This window comes from Streptococcus suis, from assembly GCA_022354845.1.
Taxonomy (GTDB): Bacteria; Bacillota; Bacilli; order Lactobacillales; family Streptococcaceae; genus Streptococcus; species Streptococcus suis_AA.
The window spans coordinates 495917-509990 of sequence record CP031970.1 but is presented as its reverse complement, the minus strand read 5'-3'; the positions used below and the strand labels follow the sequence as shown (position 1 = coordinate 509990).

Genomic DNA, 14074 nt, shown 5'->3' with positions numbered 1-14074 from the left:
TTCCTTATCCTGTATATATCCACCTATTGGATTCCTAAAATCTCGCGGATATCCTCTGCAGTTAATTGTGAGCGGCTTTCATTTCCATCAAGTACTGTCTTTACAAGATTTCTTTTATGCTCTTGTAGCTCTAGAATTTTTTCTTCAATAGTCCCACGAGTAATCAATCGGTAACATTCAACCATCTCTGTTTGACCCATTCTGTGGGCACGACTGATGGCTTGTGCTTCAACAGCTGGATTCCACCATAAGTCTACTAAAATAACTGTATCAGCTCCTGTTAAATTCAGTCCAACACCGCCTGCTTTCAATGAAATAAGAAAGGCATCTCGGCTACCTGCATTAAATGCTCGAGTCATTTCCTGTCGTTGATTTGCAGGAGTTGAGCCAGTTAAGGTATAGGATGTCAATCCAATTTCTTCCAGTTGAGACTCAATTTGCTCTAACATATTTCGAAACTGAGAAAAAATAAGAACTCGCCGATTTCCTTCTTTTAATTGAATTAATAATTCTCTCAAACTATTTAACTTGCCACTTTCCCCCTTGTAGGAATCCAAAAATAGGCTTGGAGTATCGCAAATCTGCCTTAATCGAGTGATTCCCGACAGAATTTCGATTTTACTTCGATTAATTTGCGCATCAGTTGCACCAAGAACTTGTGATTGCATTTGTTGAAGTTGTGCTAAATAAACTGTCTTTTGTTCATCAGTTAATTCATTCAGAACATTGACTTCAATTAAATCTGGTAACTCTCTGAGAACATCTTCTTTATGACGCCTCAACACAAATGGTTGTATCGTTCGAGCTAATTCTTTAGCTGTCATCTTACTAAAGGCTTGCTTATTGGGTAACAATCCTGGAAGAACGATTTGGAAAATAGACCATAATTCTGTTAAGTGATTTTCAATCGGTGTTCCAGATAAGGCAAAACAGTTCCCTACTTCAAATTCACGAAGTAATTGGGCAATTTTTGATTGGGCATTTTTCATGACCTGAGCCTCATCCAAAATGAGGTAATCAAATCTCTCCTGCTTGTATAGCTCTACATCTTGCCTAAAAGACGGATAAGATGTCACTAAAATTTGCTTTCTATTTGCAATAATCTCTTCACGTTGTTCTCTGGTACCATGAACAACAGCCACATCAAGTTCAGGTGCAAATCTGTTACACTCCTCTAACCAATTGTAAATGAGACTGGAAGGTGCCAATATCAATACTTTTGAGTCTTCACTTAGTCGACTAGTCAGAAAAGAGATAGTTTGTAAGGTCTTTCCTAATCCCATATCATCAGCTAGAATCCCTCCAAAACCATAAGTATCTAACATAGATAACCATTTAACACCAATCTGTTGATAATCTCTAAGCGGGGTAGTGACTCTCAATTCAGGAAGTGGGAAACGTTCTGGCTGAGCGAGATAGGTCGCCATTTCTAAAAACTCTTTCGTAAATTGGACTTGTTCAAAGTTTGCAAAAGATTGAGACAATTGGTATCCCACTAAAGCATGGACCTGAAGTTGTCCAGTTTGATTGTGGCGGGCTCGTAAGTTAATAAGTGTTTGACTAATTTTCTTTGTGTCTTCATCAAAGACTAAGACCTTTCCACTGGTACTAGTATAATAGTCTTCTTGATTTAATAAAGCCTGAATAGCCTGATCAACTTCAATCGGATCAACTTCGGACAAATCAAAAGAAATATCCAAAAGTGAACCATTACGAGTCACCTCTATTTGTGGCTTAGCTTCAATGAGTAAATCTTGAATATCATCTGATAAGACCACTTTCCCCATTTTTTGCAAAGCTGGTACTTGCTGACTGAAAAAAGGATATAACTCTGTTTGACTAAGCGAAGCCCTATAAGCCTTATAGGTTCCATGAAAACCAGCCAGGTGGATTGTTTGAAAAACAGCCTCCAAGTGTTGGAAATGGCTCGCAAATGGTAATAGAGCTAATTCCTCTTCACTGCTTACCATTCTACCACCAAAGTTTAACAGCAATTGCAAACATAGACGACCATCTGCTTCCATATTAATGTAAAACTCTGGCTTAAAATCATGTATCCTAAACCGTTTTGGAGCTGACACACTACCAATCGTTTGCAAATCTATTAAACTCAGTGCCAGTCGATCTTGATCGCTGAAATCAACTTGAACTTTTTTATGGCCAGATTCAGTTGGGACTAATTCTGATAGATAGCGAATCAGATTTTCTTGCCAGCGATTGACACTGTAAACAATCCCATCCACCAATAGAAAACGCCCTTGAAATAGCTGTCGATAAGATTTCTCATGAATGGCCATTTCAATCATGTGCGTGTGGACCGTTACATCAAAGTGAAACAAACCTGCATCTTCACTCAATGGAAAAACGTTCATAGAACGATAAGATTGCTGCTGATACGAAAATTCAAATACAGCTAGCTGGTTCAGCAATTCCAGCCCTTCTTCAAAATAGGCCTGAGGTAAGCGAAAATGTCTTCCAAAATGTATAAGAATATCTGAGTCCAATCCAACTTTCTCTGGTACCAAATTCCATAGAAATTCTATTAAAGCCTGACTCGGCTCATCAAAATTTTCATACGCAACCAGCTCATAATAATTTTTCCCAATTTGGTAATAACCATTAACTTTTACCAGACGCAAAAATGCACCAATATCTCTTACAATATAAGAACGACTATCTGGCAGACGGGAAATTTTCAAAGTCCAATCAATCTGGCGATCAAAAGGCAACAAACTTCCTTCCACAGATAACTGATACTTAATCCCCATTTCTGGCTTTGGACGAAGAATCTCATCTAAAAATAGACCACCAAAATAGGTTCGACGAACGGTTTCTTTATGTTCATCCCCTTCTTCTTTCATGGATTGACTTATATCCTTGCCCGACCTATCATTTTTCAAGAAATACTCCGTGGCAGCTAAATGTTGGCAGTAACCCTTGCTCTGAAATAATTGACAGCTACATTGTAGATCGCTATCGTCATCTCCATACACAAAGTGTTCTCCGGCAATTTCAAGCTCCATTTTGCCATTCTTACTTTGAAGAACTGTCAATTGTCCAGCCTCGTATAAATCAATTCCTTCTTGGCGAATCCGCCCCGGCATCATACGACCCATTCAAGCTCCTTTTCTTTTTGTCATTTGTTTTTTTATTAATGCAAAGTGTGACAAGCTAGAAATCCGATTTCCGTAGCAAATATTTGCAATCCTGCTTCTCACTGCAAGTCTGACCATTACAACTATTGTGAACTACACTCCCTATTTTCAACCTCAAAAGGTCATCCAAACCTTCTTGTAAACTACATGACAATACTAATACTCTTCAAAAATCAAAATTAACCATTGTCAAAAGCCTTGATGAGTGAAAAGCTACAAATGGAGTTTTTCAGCCTGTTACCTTGAAATAAGAAAGTGACAGAGTTTTGTCTTCGGCTTAATGTCACGAACAGCATTCTCTATATTTCCAACCCTCAACTATCTCCAAGATAGTTGAAGCTAGGCTACTTTTGATGTTCATTGAGTATTGTCTATATCAAAATCATTATCATTCCATTATAGCAGATTATAAGGGAATTTTCCCCGACTAGGCATCAAAAAAAACACCAGCTGTAAATCTGATGTCTCTAATGAATAGCTAAATAATAAATCGTTGCTTGCCACATTTTCAAGATTGTTTTTCCGCATTTCCAAAGCCAAAATAGAGCAAACAACAAGAAAACAATTGCCACTACTCCGTGAATCAAGCCTTTTCCTTCCAAGAAAAATATGAAAAAGAAGACGGTCACACAAGTAAGCAAGGCAAAGAGTAAGACATGAATCAGAACTCCTAACCAACCTAGCCAATAGCGAATTCCAAAGGGAGGGTGTTTCCTTTCATCGAAATCTGCTAGCCCAGTCAAAAACTCAACTAGCAACTCACCAAAAAATTCCATACTAGTCTTCCTTTCTGACCTGTCGGTAATACTTTGTTCGTCGGACGAGGGTTTTAATCGTATGTAGGGATAGGAAGCTAAGGCCAATTGCACATAACAAAAAGAAGATGAAAAGCAAAACCGTAGGCTGTTCAAATCGATTATAGACCATGGTTGAACCACATGTAAAAGCAATAAAATAGGAAATCAAGGTCGCAAAAGTAACCCAAAGACAGGCGACCAGACCCAGCCAATACCGAAGACCGAAAGGTTTGTATTGACTGTCTTCATAAAATACAAGAAAAAATGATGAAAAAGAAAGCAATATCAAAAAAGAACGCCAAATCGGAACCGCTACCATACCAACACCTCCAAGTGCATTCTAGCATATTTACGAATAGGTGTAAAGAAAAAAGAGGTTGCCCTCTTTTCGAACCTGTATTCACAAGTGAAGTGTTTGTATATAAGAGATAGTTTTTTCGCTAATCAAGGCAGTTATTTGGGGAATACTGACTGTATTTTGAAAAAAACAAACGATGAGTAGCTGAAAAACTAGCCTTGAATGGAAGTGCTGAACTGTGAATGCAGGTTCTTATTTCCGTTTCCGTGCAATCAAATGAATCGGTGTCCCTTCAAAGACAAAGGCTTTGCGGATTTGATTTTCCAAGAACCGCATGTAAGAAAAATGCATGAGTTCTTCTTCATTGACAAAGACCACAAATGTCGGTGGCTTGGTCGCAACTTGAGTCGCGTAGAAAATCTTGAGGCGTTTACCCTTATCAGTTGGTGTTGGATTGATAGCAATAGCATCCATGATGACATCGTTGAGAATAGCCGATGGAATACGGGTATTCTGGCTTTCACTAATGGCTTTAATCATCTCAGGTAACTTATTCAAACGTTGTTTTGTTAAAGCCGATACAAAGATAATCGGTGCATAGGACAAGTATTGGAATTGGTCACGAATGTCGTCTTCCCACTGCTTCATGGTATGATTGTCTTTTTCAAGCGTATCCCACTTGTTGACCACGATAATCATTCCCTTGCCAGCTTCATGGGCAAAACCTGCGATGCGTTTGTCATACTCACGAATACCCTCTTCAGCATTGATGACCATCAATATGACGTCCGAACGTTCAATGGCACGCATGGCACGCATAACAGAATATTTCTCTGTATTTTCATAGACCTTACCAGACTTGCGCATCCCTGCGGTATCAATCATGGTAAATTCTTGACCTTCTGGGTCTGTAAAGTGCGTATCAATGGCATCACGAGTCGTTCCAGCTACTGGAGAAGCAATCACGCGCTCTTCGCCCAAAATAGCATTAATCAAGCTGGATTTACCAACATTCGGACGACCAATCAAGCTGAACTTGATAATATCTGGATTTTCTTCTGCTTCCTGAGCTGGTAGGTTTTCAATGATAGCATCCAAGACATCCCCTGTTCCGATACCGTGAACAGAAGATACTGGATAAGGTTCTCCAAGACCGAGTGAATAGAAATCGTAGATGTCATTACGCATTTCAGGGTTATCAACTTTATTGACAACCAAAATAACTGGTTTGTTCGTCTTATAAAGGATACGAGATACATACTCATCTGCATCTGTCACACCTTCCTTGCCTGATACAACAAAGACGATGACATCGGCTTCATCCATGGCAATCTCAGCCTGATGTTTGATTTGTTCCATAAAAGGTGCATCCACATCATCAATACCACCTGTATCAATCAAGGAAAACTTACGATTCAGCCACTCACCAGTAGCATAGATACGGTCACGGGTCACACCTTCCACGTCTTCTACGATAGAAATACGTTCCCCTGCAATACGGTTAAATAAGGTTGATTTACCAACGTTGGGACGTCCAACGATGGCGATAGTTGGTAGAGCCATAGCTCCTCCTCTTCTAATATGGTCATTTTTGTTTGTCTTTTATAAGGTCGACGCATGAGGAAACTTCGTTTCCCTATTTCCAACTTCAAATAATGTCATCATTATTTGAACTCGCTTTGCCGTACTTTGCGTAAGAGGCTTGCTATCGCAAGTATCATTTCTAGCCTTTTACAGTTCGCTAAACTGTACAAGCTGTCTACAGCTTTTGATGTGAACTTGGTTCACTTTATCAACAACCTCAAACTGTCTCCCAGACAGTTTGAGCGAGTACTGAAAGCAAACAAAAAGACTATAACTTACAATAGTTTATTTTTTTCTAGTACAGCCCTCGTTTCAGGCTGCTCTGGCTGACCAAATTGAGCAATTAGGCGCTCAGACCAGGTTTCTGTTTGGCGAGCTCCTGCATATTCAGTCTGTACTAGGTCATATGATTCAATTGCTTCCACGCCTTGTTCCACATATTCTTCATGGAAAACAATGGCTTCTTTTGCCAAACGTGGTTTAACTGGATGATGTTGAGCAGGCCGCCCTAGAGCAATACAGAAAACGGGATAGGTATAATCCGGCAAATTGAACAGCTCCGCTACTGCTAAAGCCTTGTGGCGAATCAGTCCAATAAACACTCCGCCGTAGCCCAAGCTTTCTGCCGCTAATAAGGTATTCTGACCGGCCAAAGAAGCATCAACTGATGAAATCAAGAGGTTCTCTGGTCCTTTGGCATCAAAGTCTGAACCATGAAGCTCCGCCGCCTTGCTGGCACGATTGTGGTCCCCAACAAAAACAAGAATTGCCTGAGCTTGAAGAATGGCAGGCTGTGGTACCAAGTCATATAGTGCTTGTTTTTTTTGCTTCTGTTTGGACGACAACAATGGAATAGGACTGAAAATTTTTCCAGCTAGAGGCAGCTCGCCCAGCTGCGATGATTGCTTCAAGATCTTCTGCTACAAGAGGCTCCTCCGTAAAACGACGAACAGAGCTATGGTTCAACATTAAATCAATCGTTTCATTCATCGGCGGTTATTTCCTTTCAAATGTAAATCACGTGCTAAATAACGAATCCGCTCCATAACCCGCTTGGCCTGCCAGGTCTCATCACCAGACTTGCCGGATGCAAAATGACGTTCCAAATCATCAAAGGAGAAATTGGAAGTAAAGAAGGTCGGCAGATTTTCCTGCATACGGTACTGAAGAATGACCTGTAAAACATCATCACGCACCCACGGGCTATGTTGCTCCGCTCCGATATCGTCTAATACCAAGACTTGTGCCAACTTGATTTCGTCAATTCGCTCCTTGACAGAACCATCTTTGATGGCATTTTTTATATCGACAACAAAGGTTGGATAATGGAGCATGGTGGTTGATTGAAGATGGGTTTTGGATAACAAATTAGCTAAATAGGCCATCAAATAGCTTTTACCAATACCGAAGTTACCATAGATATAAAGACCTTTTGGTTTTTCTTCAAAGCGTTTGACAAAATCCGTTATGGCTAGCATGACTTCCACACGATTTTCATCATTCTTATCAATATCTGCCACAGTGACATTTTTCAAACTTGCCGGCATATTTATAAGCTGAATTCGGTTCTTGATAGCTTCCAAACGGCGGTATTCGACCAATTCTTCTGTTTCGAGATAGGAAACATCCGCATAGCCTTCATTCATCACCAAAACAGGTTGGTAACCTTTGGCGATATAGGCCTCATCTTGTTTTACAAACAAATCACGCTGGCTGATATATTCCAAAAATTTGGAAATGGACAGGGTAATCTCCTTTTGAGTCAACCCTTCTTTCTTAATAAAGGCAGCAACTTCAGTATCACTCACTATCTCTTGATAGAGTTGCTGATAAGATTTTGGGCTAGGGTTAGTTGCCTGCGACAACTTATCTTGAACTGATTTCATCAGCTACCTCCTTTATTTTCCATTTCTTCTAACTCACGATAAAGAGCAGCCAACTTGGCTTGTCCTTCTTGTGTATGTTCTTGTTGAACCTCTTCCTTACTCCAGTCAGGCACATTGCTTTTCTTTGGCTGGCTCGGCTTGGTGACAGCTTGACCTGTCTTCAACTCTCTTAGGTAAAGAACAGCTGCCTCTGCACTGCCAATTCCCTTGTAAGAAAAATCATTTCCAAGCTTCATTGCATACTTTTCATTGAGATTGGCAGAGTCAATCTTATTGAAAGTATAGAGAACCAAGATATTAATCACCTCATCAAGCAACCCTATGTTTACCAAATCCGTTAAGCATTTCCGCTCAGCCATGGTTATAGTTGCCTTACGCTGATCCTTTAAAATAGATAGAAATACAAGACTGGATTTCGATTTCGCCTCCCGAACAATAGCTCTTTCCTGGCCAGTGAGGTCGTTTTTTTCTTTTGGCAATGACTGACGTGACTGCTGCAATCGTTTAGTTGAGATTGTATGTCCAATAGCTGTTATTTTAGCCTGACGATAGGTTTCCAACCAGGTCCAACCTGCCTGCTCTGCTATGTAACTTAGTGCGATAATATCCTCAGTTTCATCTTGAAAATACAGTTTATCTTTAGCCATCAGAGCTTTAAATGCTGACCAATCAAAATCCCGATTGGATTCAAAAACAAGAGGAACCTGTCCATCCATTGTAAACACTTGTGAAAAATTTTTGGAAATATTTTGTTCCTGTTTTGGAATATGGACAAGTAAGCTATCCACACTAGCTTCACCAATCTTTTTAGCCAACAAATTCTTATACAAGGGCTTGGCTAAAAAGTTTTTTACAGTTAAAGGAGCTTTTACAGCTATTCCAGTCAACTCATCCGCACGATAGAGTTGCAAAAGTTCCATAGCTGTCAAGACATCTAAGGCCTTTTCCAATCGATTCATACCAAAATCCATATGGTTGAGAATCGAAGTCCATTTAAAACGTCCTTGCCCCTGGTCGGAAAAACTATAAAAGTAATAATAAAGCGCTAAAGCATCAAACCCAATGATGGGTTGGTAACATTGACTCAAACTGACAACATCTGGAATGAAGGCATTTGTTTTTATATAGGTAAATAAATCATTTGGCTTCATCTATTATTCCCGTTTTTACCTTGCTCCCTTTCGAAATCATTTGTTTGAGCAGATTTTCTAATTCACCAACATCCTTGAACGAACGATAGACTGAAGCAAAACGTACATAGGTAATTTCATCTAATTCAACCAATTCTTCCATCACAAAATTACCAATTACGTCACTTTCAATTTCAGCATCACTAATTGATCGGACCTTTTGTTCTACGCGGTTAACCACTTCGTCTATATCACTGGTTGATACAGGACGCTTTTGGGCAGAACGAATAATTCCATTAAAGATTTTTTCGCGAGAAAATTGTTCTCTGGTACCATCTTTTTTAACAACAACTAATGTTTTTTCCTCAATCCGTTCATATGTGGTAAAACGTTGACCACATTGGTCACACGAGCGACGACGACGAATTGTGTTGCCATCTTCTGCTTGACGGCTGTCTATTACACTTGATTTTAAACTATGACATTTTGGACAACGCATACTCACTCTCCTACGAAAACTTTATCATCTCAGTATAGCATAATTTGCACAAAAACAAAAGAAAGCGAATAAATCACTTTCCTGTCAATGTAAATACTATTTTTTTGATTACTTGTATTATTTTGTAGCGAACAGGATGTGGGAAGTAATGAAACGTTCCTGGTTTTCGCAAAATATACCCATTAAAATTTTGCTTAAAGCGAAGAACACCATCCGAGCCATCGAATAAGCCCGTAATCCCTAAGAAATTATAAAACTTGATAGATTTTTTTATTGCCTTCTTCATTGCGAATTCTTGTAAAATGATTGGAGCATAGAAACTACTGAACTCCTCAAGTGAACCACTAAATAAATACACCAATTCTTGTTTAGTATATATAAACAAACTAGCAGCAATATCTATATCAGATGTTCCATATTTATTGATCCATTGTTCAGCATTTTGTTTTCGTTGCTCAAAACTCTCTATTTGACTTTCGATTTCGCGTAGTTCATTCCCTTTTTTTCTAGATTTCGGATTTATACTCAAATCTTGCACTAAATTCTCTGCTATTTTTTTCAATTTATCTTCTTGAGAATGTAATAAATCTAGATAGGTAGTCAGATTCAAACTTGCAATCAAGAAATCTGCTCCATCACTAAATGTATCAAATAGATCTTGATAATATTCTAACGGTTTATCTGTATAATCTCTTCTGTTTGAAGTAGCTTCTGTTATAGCTTTAAATCGTGGTAGTTCATCCTTTGTTAATCTAGTAATATTCAGTCCAAAGCTATTAGCCTTCTTACTAAGAACTTTCCCTTTTTTACTAAAGGAGGATACTAAGGTATCTTCAGTAATCCCCTCCAAATCCTTCACATAATGCCAAACTGGCTCTCCATTTGGATAACCCGTTTGTAAACCATCATACTGAAAATCATTCTTAGTCAACATCTCAATCAAATGAGTATCCTCAAAACCTAACGGCTGACCATTACTATCGAAAGTTTGATAGGTTTGAGAAGGTTTAACGACCAGCTCCAAAACACCCTCATGTTTTGCATAATCTCTTAACGACTGAAAAAATTTGTCCAGATAACTGTTATCACTAACGACTGGACCAGAGTTTAACTCCATATAGAGACCGCCAAACATCTTCTTACAGAACACTAGACTTGAAATAACGATAGTAGAACTGTTATCTCGATACCCAACAAATCGAACATCGTAACCTCGTTTAGTTAGAAGTTCTCCCATTTCAAGGGATTGAAAAAACGATTTTTCACTTACGAGCTTGCAGTGCTGAACAAATTCATTCTTACTTATCTGAGAAAATGTCATGTTTAATGTTCCTCAACTTCTTTATTTTTTTCAGGATAGCTTGAAGAATATTATAGAGAATGGGCGAAAGTATCAGATCAAATTCTCCAATATACTCCTCAATAGTAGGATTAAATTGTGACTTAAACTGATATAATCCACCATCCAATTTTGGTTCAATTCCACCCAAGTTTTGCCAACTTGCACCACGTTCAAATGCTTGCTTAGCTGTCTCTACCCAAGTTAGAAGAGCTGGCTGATAACGTTTAAAATCTTCATCCATCCCAGCATAAATGTTTTCAGATGTTGTTCCAAAATTGATGGTCAATGTTCCTGCCAATGGAACAAAACTTCCCTTCGTTTCCATCAAGGAAGATAAGAAATCTAATTCAGTGTTCAATCTATTCAATTCTTTTAAATTATTATCAACTTTAGTTTGACGTGTTTTTGAAGTAAATGTATTTTTTTCTTCTATTAATTTTTCAACTTGCTGCGTGATGTGATCAGATCGATCAACTACATTTAAATATGCCACAGTCAAATAAGAATCTTCTGGGTATGCTGTTAAAATTCGGTGATAGTACTCTTTTCCACGTAAGTGGATAGCTTTTCGCTTCTCAGTTTTTTTCAACAACTCAGAAAAATCATCTAACAATTCTTCTCGACCAATGCTAATCTCAAGTCCTTTATTTCTCGCAGTGCGAATGTTTTGACGAACCCGTTTATGTAAGGAATTTTCTGAAAAAACATCCTTATATAAAACCGCATGATGGGTTGGTTGAATTGTATCACCCATCATTTTAGAGCGACCTGACCAGTTACAGCCTAAGTCAACCAACAAATCTTTTATCTCAAATGTCTGTTGACTATCTTCTATTTTTCCATCCATATCCCGTTTTGAAAGGAGCAAGAATGGATCAAACTTAATAAAAATACTTCGATGTAGGTTTCCAAACTCCTTTAAAGAAGTTAGGACAAAAGAAACCAGCTCTTTGTCTTGATAGTCCATCACTGGACCCCTTGGTATGTAAATGACTGTAAAGCTTGCTGGAGAAAGCAGTTTTCGGATCAACACAGAGGCGACTGCAACCAATTTACCATCCTTGTAAAAACCTAGTCTCTCATTTTGCCAACCAACTTTTACATCAGCCCAAGAACTACTTTGCAAGAGATTTGCCTGATGAGAATTCTTTACAAATGTATCATGCTCTTCCACAGTTATACCAATTGTATATGTGTAACTCATTTATTATGTACTTCCAATCTAGTCACTCTAAGACTAACTCCTAAAGAATGTAACACATCTACCTGGTCACATTCCTTTCATTAATATCCTGTTAATCTATTAAATCCTTACTACAGAATAGCAATATTCTCTGTTTAGTATTTCAACATTTTTCTTCTTGTTTGTCAAATCATAACAATGTAACAAAAAAAAGAAAGCGAATAAATCACTTTCCTTCAACAATCTGATTTTTTGTTTTTAGTCGACTATATACCCATTCTTTTACCAATCGATAAATAACTGCAAAGATCGGTGTGAAGAAGACCATACCTAACAGACCAAATAAATTACCACCTATCAATGCTGCTGCCAAAGTAAATACAGTAGGAAGTCCTACAGACTGCCCGACAACACGGGGGTAGATCACATTTCCTTCAATTAATTGTATAATTTGGAAGAGTACAATAGACCACAGAGCCAGCAATGGATTTTGAACAGCAACAAAGAGAGCACTGATTAGACATGCTGAAAATGGACCAATATAGGGCACAAAGGACAATACACCTGCTAAGATCCCAGCCATGCTTGCATAAGGGATTCCTGAAACAGAGTAACTTACAAATACCAAAACCCCGATGATACACGCTTCGACAATCTGGCTCATCAAGAATCGATCATAGGTATCAATAATCACTTCTCCAATATAATTGACTACCTTGACAGCTTTTGTCGGTAGGATAGCTTGTAATAATTTTTGTGTCATAGATAGTAAGTGTTCCTTGCTACCCAAAATGGCTAAGGTAAAGAAGAAAGCCATGGCTAACGTCATTGTATTCGAGAAAATCCCTGTCACATTTGAGACGAGTCCAGAAAGTATCGGCGTCACGAGACTGGATACAAAGGTCAAATTCTTCAATTGATCCAATAGACTCGTAACTTGTTCACCAATCTGACCAGATAGCAGGCCATAAGACTGTAAAAATGCTGTAAAAGCATTGATCGATTTCGGAACGGCTGTACTGCTAACGGAAACTAATTCCGATACAGTTGTTACAAGCGTTGGTAGAACAATAAGAACCAGTCCTGTGACGATTAAGATGAAGGCAATGAGTACACCCAAGATGGCAAGAGCTCGCTTGGATTTTTTTAAAAAAGAAACTTTTTCAATCAAGTCCTCTATTTTTTTCATTGGAACATTTAATATAAAGGCAAAAAGTCCACCAATAAGAAGTGAGTTCATGCTCCCAAGTACCGTTAAGATTCCGCTATAAACTGTTGACCAATTTAAAACTGTTAATAAGACCATTCCAGCAAAAATGAGCAAAATCAACTGCTCTTTCAATTTCAAATTCATAGATTCATACTCCTTACAATCTATACCATTCTAACATAGGTAGAAACAAAAAGAAAGAGCTTTACACTCTCTCTTGTCTCTAATCTCTCATGGTATAGCCAAAACCACGTACCGTCCGAATATAGGAAGCCTGTCCTGGAACATCTAATTTTCCACGAAGATAACGGATATAGACATCCACAACATTGGTTTCAGAGGCCGCTTCATACTTCCAGACCCGTTCAAGAAGCTGTTCTCGGCTAACTGGTTCCGGACTATTCATCAACGTCGCCAGCAAATCATATTCTCGCCGTGTCAAGTTGATTAACTCATCTCCCCGAGTGACCGTTCGGTTTTGAAAATCAACTTTTAAATCTCGATAGGCCGCATGCAAATGAACTTGTTTACAATTTGTTTCAATAAAATCTCTACCACGGAAAATATCGGAAATTTGTTCCACCAAGTCACTAATAACAAATGGCTTCACAACGTAAAATACCGCATACGTCAATACATCTTCCCCATGGTCAGCCACTTCTGTTGGTTCGACAACTACAATCATCACCGTAGCAGGTTTGATTGCAAGAAGCTCCTTAGCCAACTCCTTGCTGGACATATCGGATAATTGGAAACTCATCAAAACCAAATCAAAGTCTGTCTCATGAGCTAGTGATAAAGCTTCTTTCCCTGTTGAAGCATAATCAACGATATACTCCTTCTTCTGAAGTTCCATGGAAACAAAATGTGAAAGATTACGCTCTTTCCCAGCAATCAAAATTTTCTTAGCCATTGTTCATCCTTTTTCTATAGTTGCATGGTTTAGGAATCGAATCATGACTAGAAAGAAGGGCGCTCTAACGCCCATCT

At 38.6% G+C, this 14074-nt stretch carries 13 protein-coding genes; all 13 read right to left on the bottom strand.

Features of this window, described 5'->3' with window-relative positions; genetic code table 11:
• Nucleotides 1-23: 23 nt before the first annotated feature.
• On the bottom strand, nucleotides 24-3116 hold the full coding sequence (locus D2A30_02705; protein ULL20576.1) for an RNA helicase: 3093 nt from the start codon (nucleotides 3114-3116) through the stop codon (nucleotides 24-26).
• Nucleotides 3117-3622: 506 nt separating this feature from the next.
• Nucleotides 3623-3931: a hypothetical protein gene (locus tag D2A30_02700; GenBank protein ULL20575.1), complete on the bottom strand. Its 309-nt coding sequence runs from the start codon at nucleotides 3929-3931 to the stop codon at nucleotides 3623-3625.
• A gap of 1 nt (nucleotide 3932) precedes the next feature.
• Complete coding sequence (locus D2A30_02695; GenBank protein ID ULL20574.1) at nucleotides 3933-4271, bottom strand: MFS transporter; 339 nt, start codon at nucleotides 4269-4271, stop codon at nucleotides 3933-3935.
• Nucleotides 4272-4502: 231 nt separating this feature from the next.
• Nucleotides 4503-5813 (bottom strand): ribosome biogenesis GTPase Der, encoded by a 1311-nt coding sequence (locus D2A30_02690; protein ULL20573.1) that lies wholly within the window; start codon nucleotides 5811-5813, stop codon nucleotides 4503-4505.
• Nucleotides 5814-6109: 296 nt separating this feature from the next.
• Nucleotides 6110-6637, bottom strand: a complete 528-nt coding sequence (locus tag D2A30_02685; protein ULL20572.1) for an NADPH-dependent oxidoreductase — start codon at nucleotides 6635-6637, stop codon at nucleotides 6110-6112.
• A gap of 1 nt (nucleotide 6638) precedes the next feature.
• Nucleotides 6639-6824 (bottom strand): hypothetical protein, encoded by a 186-nt coding sequence (locus tag D2A30_02680; protein ID ULL20571.1) that lies wholly within the window; start codon nucleotides 6822-6824, stop codon nucleotides 6639-6641.
• The gene (gene dnaI / locus D2A30_02675; GenBank protein ID ULL20570.1) at nucleotides 6821-7720 is read right to left on the bottom strand and encodes a primosomal protein DnaI; all 900 of its coding nucleotides are present in this window, start codon (nucleotides 7718-7720) and stop codon (nucleotides 6821-6823) included. The genes D2A30_02680 and dnaI overlap by 4 nt, the downstream gene beginning before the upstream one ends.
• The gene (locus D2A30_02670) at nucleotides 7720-8871 is read right to left on the bottom strand and encodes a replication initiation/membrane attachment protein (GenBank protein ID ULL20569.1); all 1152 of its coding nucleotides are present in this window, start codon (nucleotides 8869-8871) and stop codon (nucleotides 7720-7722) included. The genes dnaI and D2A30_02670 overlap by 1 nt, the downstream gene beginning before the upstream one ends.
• Nucleotides 8858-9349, bottom strand: coding sequence for a transcriptional repressor NrdR (gene nrdR, locus D2A30_02665; GenBank protein ID ULL20568.1), 492 nt, complete (start codon nucleotides 9347-9349; stop codon nucleotides 8858-8860). The genes D2A30_02670 and nrdR overlap by 14 nt, the downstream gene beginning before the upstream one ends.
• A 73-nt stretch (nucleotides 9350-9422) precedes the next feature.
• Complete coding sequence (locus D2A30_02660) at nucleotides 9423-10670, bottom strand: aminoacyltransferase (GenBank protein ID ULL20567.1); 1248 nt, start codon at nucleotides 10668-10670, stop codon at nucleotides 9423-9425.
• Entirely contained in the window at nucleotides 10648-11895 is a 1248-nt protein-coding gene (locus D2A30_02655) for an aminoacyltransferase (protein ULL20566.1), read from the bottom strand. Before D2A30_02655 ends, D2A30_02660 begins: the two co-directional genes overlap by 23 nt.
• Before the next feature lie 205 nt (nucleotides 11896-12100).
• Nucleotides 12101-13228 carry an AI-2E family transporter gene (locus D2A30_02650; GenBank protein ULL20565.1) on the bottom strand — a complete coding sequence of 376 codons (1128 nt, stop codon included), beginning with the start codon at nucleotides 13226-13228 and terminating at the stop codon, nucleotides 12101-12103.
• A 79-nt stretch (nucleotides 13229-13307) separates the two neighbouring features.
• Complete coding sequence (locus tag D2A30_02645; GenBank protein ULL20564.1) at nucleotides 13308-13997, bottom strand: DNA-binding response regulator; 690 nt, start codon at nucleotides 13995-13997, stop codon at nucleotides 13308-13310.
• Between the last annotated feature and the right edge of the window lie 77 nt (nucleotides 13998-14074).

What these genes read in the sequence shown, in the direction of transcription:
- D2A30_02695 (ULL20574.1), bottom strand. Translation starts at nt 4,271, where the DNA reads ATGGTAGCGGTTCCGATTTGGCGTTCTTTTTTGATATTGCTTTCTTTT.
- D2A30_02690 (ULL20573.1), bottom strand. Translation starts at nt 5,813, where the DNA reads ATGGCTCTACCAACTATCGCCATCGTTGGACGTCCCAACGTTGGTAAA.
- dnaI (ULL20570.1), bottom strand. Translation starts at nt 7,720, where the DNA reads ATGAAATCAGTTCAAGATAAGTTGTCGCAGGCAACTAACCCTAGCCCA.
- D2A30_02700 (ULL20575.1), bottom strand. Translation starts at nt 3,931, where the DNA reads ATGGAATTTTTTGGTGAGTTGCTAGTTGAGTTTTTGACTGGGCTAGCA.
- D2A30_02680 (ULL20571.1), bottom strand. Translation starts at nt 6,824, where the DNA reads ATGAATGAAACGATTGATTTAATGTTGAACCATAGCTCTGTTCGTCGT.
- D2A30_02645 (ULL20564.1), bottom strand. Translation starts at nt 13,997, where the DNA reads ATGGCTAAGAAAATTTTGATTGCTGGGAAAGAGCGTAATCTTTCACAT.
- D2A30_02705 (ULL20576.1), bottom strand. Translation starts at nt 3,116, where the DNA reads ATGGGTCGTATGATGCCGGGGCGGATTCGCCAAGAAGGAATTGATTTA.
- D2A30_02655 (ULL20566.1), bottom strand. Translation starts at nt 11,895, where the DNA reads ATGAGTTACACATATACAATTGGTATAACTGTGGAAGAGCATGATACA.
- nrdR (ULL20568.1), bottom strand. Translation starts at nt 9,349, where the DNA reads ATGCGTTGTCCAAAATGTCATAGTTTAAAATCAAGTGTAATAGACAGC.
- D2A30_02650 (ULL20565.1), bottom strand. Translation starts at nt 13,228, where the DNA reads ATGAATTTGAAATTGAAAGAGCAGTTGATTTTGCTCATTTTTGCTGGA.
- D2A30_02660 (ULL20567.1), bottom strand. Translation starts at nt 10,670, where the DNA reads ATGACATTTTCTCAGATAAGTAAGAATGAATTTGTTCAGCACTGCAAG.
- D2A30_02670 (ULL20569.1), bottom strand. Translation starts at nt 8,871, where the DNA reads ATGAAGCCAAATGATTTATTTACCTATATAAAAACAAATGCCTTCATT.